At 34.4% G+C, this 6302-nt stretch carries 8 protein-coding genes; 4 read left to right on the forward strand and 4 right to left on the reverse strand.

Annotated elements, in window-relative coordinates:
* Positions 1-478: cysteine hydrolase family protein (locus RMR19_RS09655; protein ID WP_310603287.1), on the reverse strand; the 478-nt coding region annotated here is incomplete at its 3' end.
* Positions 479-567: 89 nt separating this feature from the next.
* Entirely contained in the window at positions 568-933 is a 366-nt protein-coding gene (locus RMR19_RS09660) for a winged helix-turn-helix transcriptional regulator (protein ID WP_310603288.1), read from the reverse strand.
* A 146-nt stretch (positions 934-1079) separates the two neighbouring features.
* Between RMR19_RS09660 and RMR19_RS09665 the strand changes: the two genes are divergently transcribed.
* The 4 genes from RMR19_RS09665 (at position 1080) to RMR19_RS09680 (ending at position 3854) form a co-directional block, all read left to right on the forward strand.
* Positions 1080-1226 carry a hypothetical protein gene (locus tag RMR19_RS09665; RefSeq protein ID WP_310603289.1) on the forward strand — a complete coding sequence of 49 codons (147 nt, stop codon included), beginning with the start codon at positions 1080-1082 and terminating at the stop codon, positions 1224-1226.
* A 90-nt stretch (positions 1227-1316) separates the two neighbouring features.
* Positions 1317-2510 carry a GNAT family N-acetyltransferase gene (locus RMR19_RS09670; RefSeq protein ID WP_310603290.1) on the forward strand — a complete coding sequence of 398 codons (1194 nt, stop codon included), beginning with the start codon at positions 1317-1319 and terminating at the stop codon, positions 2508-2510.
* 26 nt (positions 2511-2536) lie between these two features.
* Positions 2537-2929: a ribosomal maturation YjgA family protein gene (locus RMR19_RS09675; protein ID WP_310603291.1), complete on the forward strand. Its 393-nt coding sequence runs from the start codon at positions 2537-2539 to the stop codon at positions 2927-2929.
* A gap of 28 nt (positions 2930-2957) precedes the next feature.
* Entirely contained in the window at positions 2958-3854 is an 897-nt protein-coding gene (locus RMR19_RS09680; protein ID WP_310603292.1) for a hypothetical protein, read from the forward strand.
* A 46-nt stretch (positions 3855-3900) separates the two neighbouring features.
* Here RMR19_RS09680 and RMR19_RS09685 read toward each other — a convergent pair whose 3' ends face one another.
* Together RMR19_RS09685 and RMR19_RS09690 are read right to left on the reverse strand one after the other, a co-directional pair.
* Complete coding sequence (locus tag RMR19_RS09685; protein WP_310603293.1) at positions 3901-5025, reverse strand: HipA family kinase; 1125 nt, start codon at positions 5023-5025, stop codon at positions 3901-3903.
* A 234-nt stretch (positions 5026-5259) separates the two neighbouring features.
* On the reverse strand, positions 5260-6000 hold the full coding sequence (locus RMR19_RS09690; protein ID WP_310603294.1) for an Ig-like domain-containing protein: 741 nt from the start codon (positions 5998-6000) through the stop codon (positions 5260-5262).
* Positions 6001-6302 lie beyond the last annotated feature (302 nt).

Raw genomic sequence — 6302 nt, forward strand, 5'->3', positions numbered from 1 at the left:
AAACATCTTGAACAATATTGGCTGGAATTTTGCTTCCATTCCATTCTAAATCCTTAGTAGTACAGGTGTCAGATAGTAATGTGACTTGATATCCCATGTATCTAGCGGCACGAACTGTTGTATCCACACACATATGCGTCATCATCCCACAAACCACTAAGTTAGTAATAGATAGTTTTTGTAATTCATGTTGCAATTCCGTATCAAAAAAACTATTTGGCGTATGTTTTATAATTACTTGCTCAGATTCTAACGGTGTAATCTTTTTGTGTATCTCTACCCCTTCTGTGTTTGGGATGAAAAACGTTGCATTGCTTGGGGAAATATGTTGAATAAAAAACACAGGATAGTTGTTTTCTCTAAAGTATGTTAATGTGTTACCTATGCTCTCAAGCGTTTGTTCGGGTTGATATAATTCACATTTTCCTCCAGTAAAGTAGTCATTTTGAACATCAATAATCAATAATGCTTCTCTCATGTTATTCAATTCCTTTCGTTGATTGATTTTTCATGTTCATCATAAAGAATATTTACAGCATTGTAAACTACTTACTTTTTCGTGCATATCTACTGTTCGGAATTGGTTTTGTTGCTATTTAATAATTCGCTCATACCATGTTCAATCATATATTCAATACCGATTTCTTGCATAATCTTGATTGCTGTCAACATCTTCTCACCTCTTGTAGTTAAAAAATATTCTACTTTTAGAGGATATCCGTCATATGATTTTTTATCAACAAGACCAAATTCTCTTAATTCCTTTAACTGTTCCAATAACATTTTTTGAGTAATCCCTTTAATTCCGTGTTGCAATTCAGAAAAGGAACATTTTCCGTTGCGTAGTTGAAAGATAATAATTGTCTTCCATTTTCCTTTTATAATATCATGCACCAATTCTAGGGGGCATGTATAGTTATCTCTAAGTTTCATTTTAGAAGCTCCTTGTCTTGCATATAGTTTGTTTCATGCATATATTATTATATATGGTTTTGGGGATATGGAAAATAGAATTCTTCAAAAGTAGAGATAAATGTAGTATAATTGTAGCTATTAGATAAATATGGAGGTACAGAAAAATGAGCAATAGCTTTTCAGAAGTAAAATTATTTCAGGTAAAGCCAGATAAAGTGACTGAATTTGAAACACTTATAGTCGAAGTTGCACAGGCACAAAAACAGCAGACAGGTTGCCTTGATATTAATTGTGGAAATTCTATTTTTTAAAATGAAACGAATGATGAAATGTTAGTGTGTGGGATTTTGCTTGTCATTGGTGGTTTATATACAATGAGATAGATTGAAAAGGAGAAGTGCATGAAAACAAAGAATACATATAAAATCGTTCACCTGCCAAAAGAGCAGTGGAAGGATACGATTATACCAATAGAGTACACAACAAATCAGTACTATGATGTATGTGTTGAGAAAGAAAGTGACGGATATAAAGTCAATATCAAAAAGAAGGATTTTTCAGCGCCAGTAACACACTATCCTGCGGAATATGATTTTCCAGATAAATTATATGAGGAACACTGGGAACATGCTTTTGCATGGGGAGTTCTGGAGAATGAAAAGCTTGTTGCAGCGATTGAAACAGACCAGGAACTATGGTCAAACCGTCTTAGAATTACGGAATTGTGGGTGGATAAGGAGTACCAAAAGAAGGGAATTGGACATGCATTAATAGAACTTGCAAAAGAGCAGGCAAGACAAGAGAGACGAAGAGCTATTATTCTTGAAACACAATCTTGTAATGTAAATGCAATTGATTTCTATATGCATGAAGGCTTTAATCTTATTGGTATGGATACATGCTGTTATAAAAACAATGACCTTGATAGAAAAGAAGTACGACTCGAATTCGGCTGGTTTCCAGAACGGAAAGCACGAGTAAATAAAGAGGATATTGTTATAAGAGAAGAGACAGAAGCTGATTTTTATGAAACAGAGCTTATGACAATGCGTGCTTTTTGGAATAAACATCATCTTGGATGTGACGAGCATTATCTTGTATATAAACTTCGTGGGTCTAAGGATTATTTACCTGAACTAAGCAGAATTGCTGTTAAAGATGGAAAAGTTATTGGTTGCATTATGTATTCGAAATCAAAGATTGTTGATGGAGAAACGGCTCACGATATCTTAACATTTGGGCCGTTATGCGTTGACCCAGAGTGGCAGGGAACTGGTGTTGGAGAACTGTTGTTAAGAGAATCTATGAAAATAGCTACCGATAGAGGATATAAAGGAATTGTTATATTCGGCGAGCCTGATTATTATCCTAGAATTGGATTCAAAACTTGTGATAACTATAATATTACAACACCTGATGGAAAGAATTTTGATGCATTTATGGGAATTGAATTGATAGAAAATGGTTTTAAAGATATAAAAGGAAAATTCTATGAAGCAGAGGTATTTGAACACCTTCCGAAAGAGGAAGTAGAGGAGTACAATAAAAATTTCCCATTTATGGAGAAACAGAAATTCCCTTCACAATGGGATTAATGAGAGATTGGTAAGGGGGAGATAGTATGAATTTTAAAAATAAAAGAAATAAAAGAATTTTCTATGCGATAGCATTTATCGTATTATTAATGATCGAAGTGCTGATAGCTTTATATGTTCATGATGCATTTGTAAGGCCATATGTTGGAGATATGCTTGTTGTCATTGTGGTTTATGCAGCCGTAAGAATTGCGATACCTGATAGATGCAAATGGTTGCCATTATACGTATTCTTGTTCGCAACAGGAGTGGAATGCTTGCAGTATATTAACATCGTGGATATCTTAGGTGTTGAGAATAATCGTTTTTTACGAACACTAATTGGTTCGGTATTCGATATAAAAGACATTCTGTGCTATGCGGTTGGGTGTGTAATACTGGCGGTTTATGAATGGCGAATGCGTTTAAAGAGTAATTAAAAATTGTTTTAGAGGGGGATTTGTTGAAATGAAAACATTAAAGCTAAGCATCGTTTTGCTTGCATCACTACTTTTTCTACAAGGATGTGGAAGTGATAAAAAACTAGAGGACTATTTAAAAGATAAGAAAATAACGGAATGTGGTGCTTTCGAAAACCCATTATCAAAAGAGAAAGATGAAGAAGGTGACGGTTATATATGGACAACCGACCCATATCCGATTGAACAAGGCATTATAAGTGCTTCTATTGATGATTTTGATAATGATGGAACAGATGAAATGCTAGTTATCGAAGTAAGAGATGCAGAGAGTGAAGGCAAACAACTCAAGAGCTTATATGCTACAATAATTGAAAAGAATGGGAATGGCTATGTGGAGTCGGCAACGTGTCAGCTTATCAATGATATTCATAATAGGAATATGACTGAGGGTACTGGCGGAGAATGTGATGTGTTCATTAAGAATTCGGGAACGAAGAAGTTAATCTGTATAGAAACGTCGTCCTATTCTGCATGGTTTTCAGATGGAATACTATGGAGATTCGATGCATTTTCTTATTCCGATGGGAAACTGCAGAAAGAAAATGATGAGTTGTTCTTATATGGGTCATCTTTTGTAGATGGAGAGGAAGACGACATTGCAGATTCCCTTGTGGCGTTAGGTTTTACAGGAGATTTCATAGATACGCCTATTGTTGAGGCAGAAAAAGATGTGAGCAAATTATGTAATATAACTGCTTGGTTCTCATATAAAAAATATGGTGCAGATGCGTATGATGTTTTATATGAAGACTATGATGTATTCCAAGAGAAGGAAGAGGCAATGCTTGAACCAGTTATTGTTGAAGTAAATGACTATTCTGAGCTTGGTAGTTTGCTTGGTTTAGAAGATCGAAGAGGTTGGAAGTATATAGAGACGGAATAAAATAAAAGCGTAGTTGCAAATGAAAACTTGTCAACTACGCTTGTTTTTATTGAATATTCAGATGAAGAACATCATTAGCTCTATGCATAAAGATATCATATAAATCCGACTCAAAAAAGAGTTCACGCATAATAGGTTTTGTTTGCGTAAGAGTTATGTGTTTCATAGCAGAAAGAGCAGCATCTTTTTGGGAACATTTTTGGTGTAAGGATTCTGGTAAACAATTTCCACCATCTTCATTCGCAAGAGCAGAACGATCGAAGGCTCTGTTGTGATCAAAAAGAGGATGTAGTTTTGTGAAACTTCCATTGTAGTTATCACGATATAATCCCCAATTAGATAGATGTCGGTCTGAATTGCCAATGAGGTAGTCAATTATATTCATAGAATAATAGCCGAAGGAATCGATACGTAGGATTTCATGATAAAAGTCCTTGTCATGATTCTCACACCAAATCATAAAACTTTCCGCATCAACAATGCTATACTGTTCGTTTGTCATACATTTGCATTTGCACACAAGTTTGTTTTCGTAGAATGTCTTTTCATACGTGATATGAGGGATATCAAAGCAGTCAAGAATATTACTCGTGAGTACTTCGCATTCTATGGAACGGTCAGATGTGGAGTCGCCTTTATACAAATAGAGGTCATCACCCTCACGTACCCAAGCTTTGGCATATGTCCCCTGTGTTGACAGGTCGGGAGAAGTTATCATGTGATTGGTTAGGGTAATGCTTTTTCCTAGTAATGCAACTGGTGTGAGAACATTACTAAGGGGATTTGTGAATAGATTGATGTCACTCCACGATACCGATTCATCAGATTCTTTAATCCAATAAGTATCTTGTAAGGATAACGCTCTGTAGGTTAATGAAATGGAAGCTTTTGTTTTATCACTTTGATTTTGAGAGAAGCCAAGTGTGTTTAGAATCTCTTTGGCATAGGTTCGGTCAAGGGGAAGTACTCTGGTAGCTAACCATTGGATTATCGAAGAGCCATTCTCGATTAAATCATCAATATCGTTTGTGTTTTCGTTAAAGTATAGAGTAGGTGGCATTAAGTGATTATTATGGATCGTTGCTGTATAGTTTTTGAAATCGAATTCACAAACAATTTGTTCCAAAGACATTAGGTGTATTACTCTAAGATTTTGAAGATTATTCAGCATAATATGCCCCCTTATATGTTCAGTTATGTTATAGTAAAGAAATAGTTACGATAAGTAAATGTATACGATTTATTAAGAGGATAAAAAATATCCTTGTAATAATATGTATACAATATAACATTATATTATAAATTAATCAATGAACATAAAGAAAATAGCTAGCGGAGAAATGATACGATAATAAAAACCAAGGTGCAAGCAAATGAAATGCAAGCACCTTGGTTTTGGGGTATTTTAATAATATGCGTCAAGAAGTTCAGAGGAATAATCTTGTGATTGAATTATATTATTCTCATCATAAATAGTCACATAGACATCGGCTTTCTCGTATTCAACACCTTGATATACTTGAATATATGAAAGGAATACACACAGTCCGAGTAGGCTGGAATAATCATCATCCGAATAATTTTTTGATAGGTGGATATCTATAGTTGTTAAGCTTTTGTTGTACTTAACTGAGGATACAATGCTAGTGGATACTAATTCTTCAATCTCGTCATCAATGTCTTTCTTTAGAATCTTGATTTGCTTATCAAGAGATTTTGCGTTGATTTTTAAAAGTGTATATTCACCAGAAGTTGAAGTTTTTATAATCTTAGCATCGCCAAGTAATCCCCAAAACATAATATCAGTATCATAAATTTCTGTGGGTATTTTGATTGTCCTAGTAGCACTCTTAACCGTAACCTTGCAAGTGTATTTCTTACTACTAACAGTAGCTGTAATCGTAGCAGTTCCTTTCTTCTTTGCAGTTACTTTTCCGGTAGAATCAACACTTGCAATACTTGATTTACTGCTTGTCCATTTTACTTTTTTGCTTGTTCCAGTGATTTTTAGCTGTGTTTTATCACCCTCGTATGTAGTTAAACTTGACTTGCTAATGCTTACAGCAGCTTGTGCAGTGGTGTTTGGTATAATAGCCGTTACAACAAGTAACAATACCAATAAACTAGTAATAATTCGTTTCTTCATGATATACCTCCCCTATAATATGATGCATTTAATATAACATTATATTACAAATTAATCAATGCATATTCGTACTATTATGGATTTTTCGATAAAATCAATCCGAATGAAATGGATTACTGAAATGTTAAATATTCATATAATCTCTTTTCTCTTTCTTTAGTATTCTCTGTATCGCAAATTTTCCAGAAGTTACAGCAACAGGTAACCCACCAGGTGCCATAATCCATTGACTGGCTATGTATAGATTCTTAATACCTTTTACAACCCCTTTTACACGGAAGGATTTTTCAGAGAAAAGGGCA

This window comes from Anaerosporobacter sp. (assembly GCF_031551385.1).
Taxonomy (GTDB): domain Bacteria; phylum Bacillota; class Clostridia; order Lachnospirales; family Lachnospiraceae; genus Anaerosporobacter.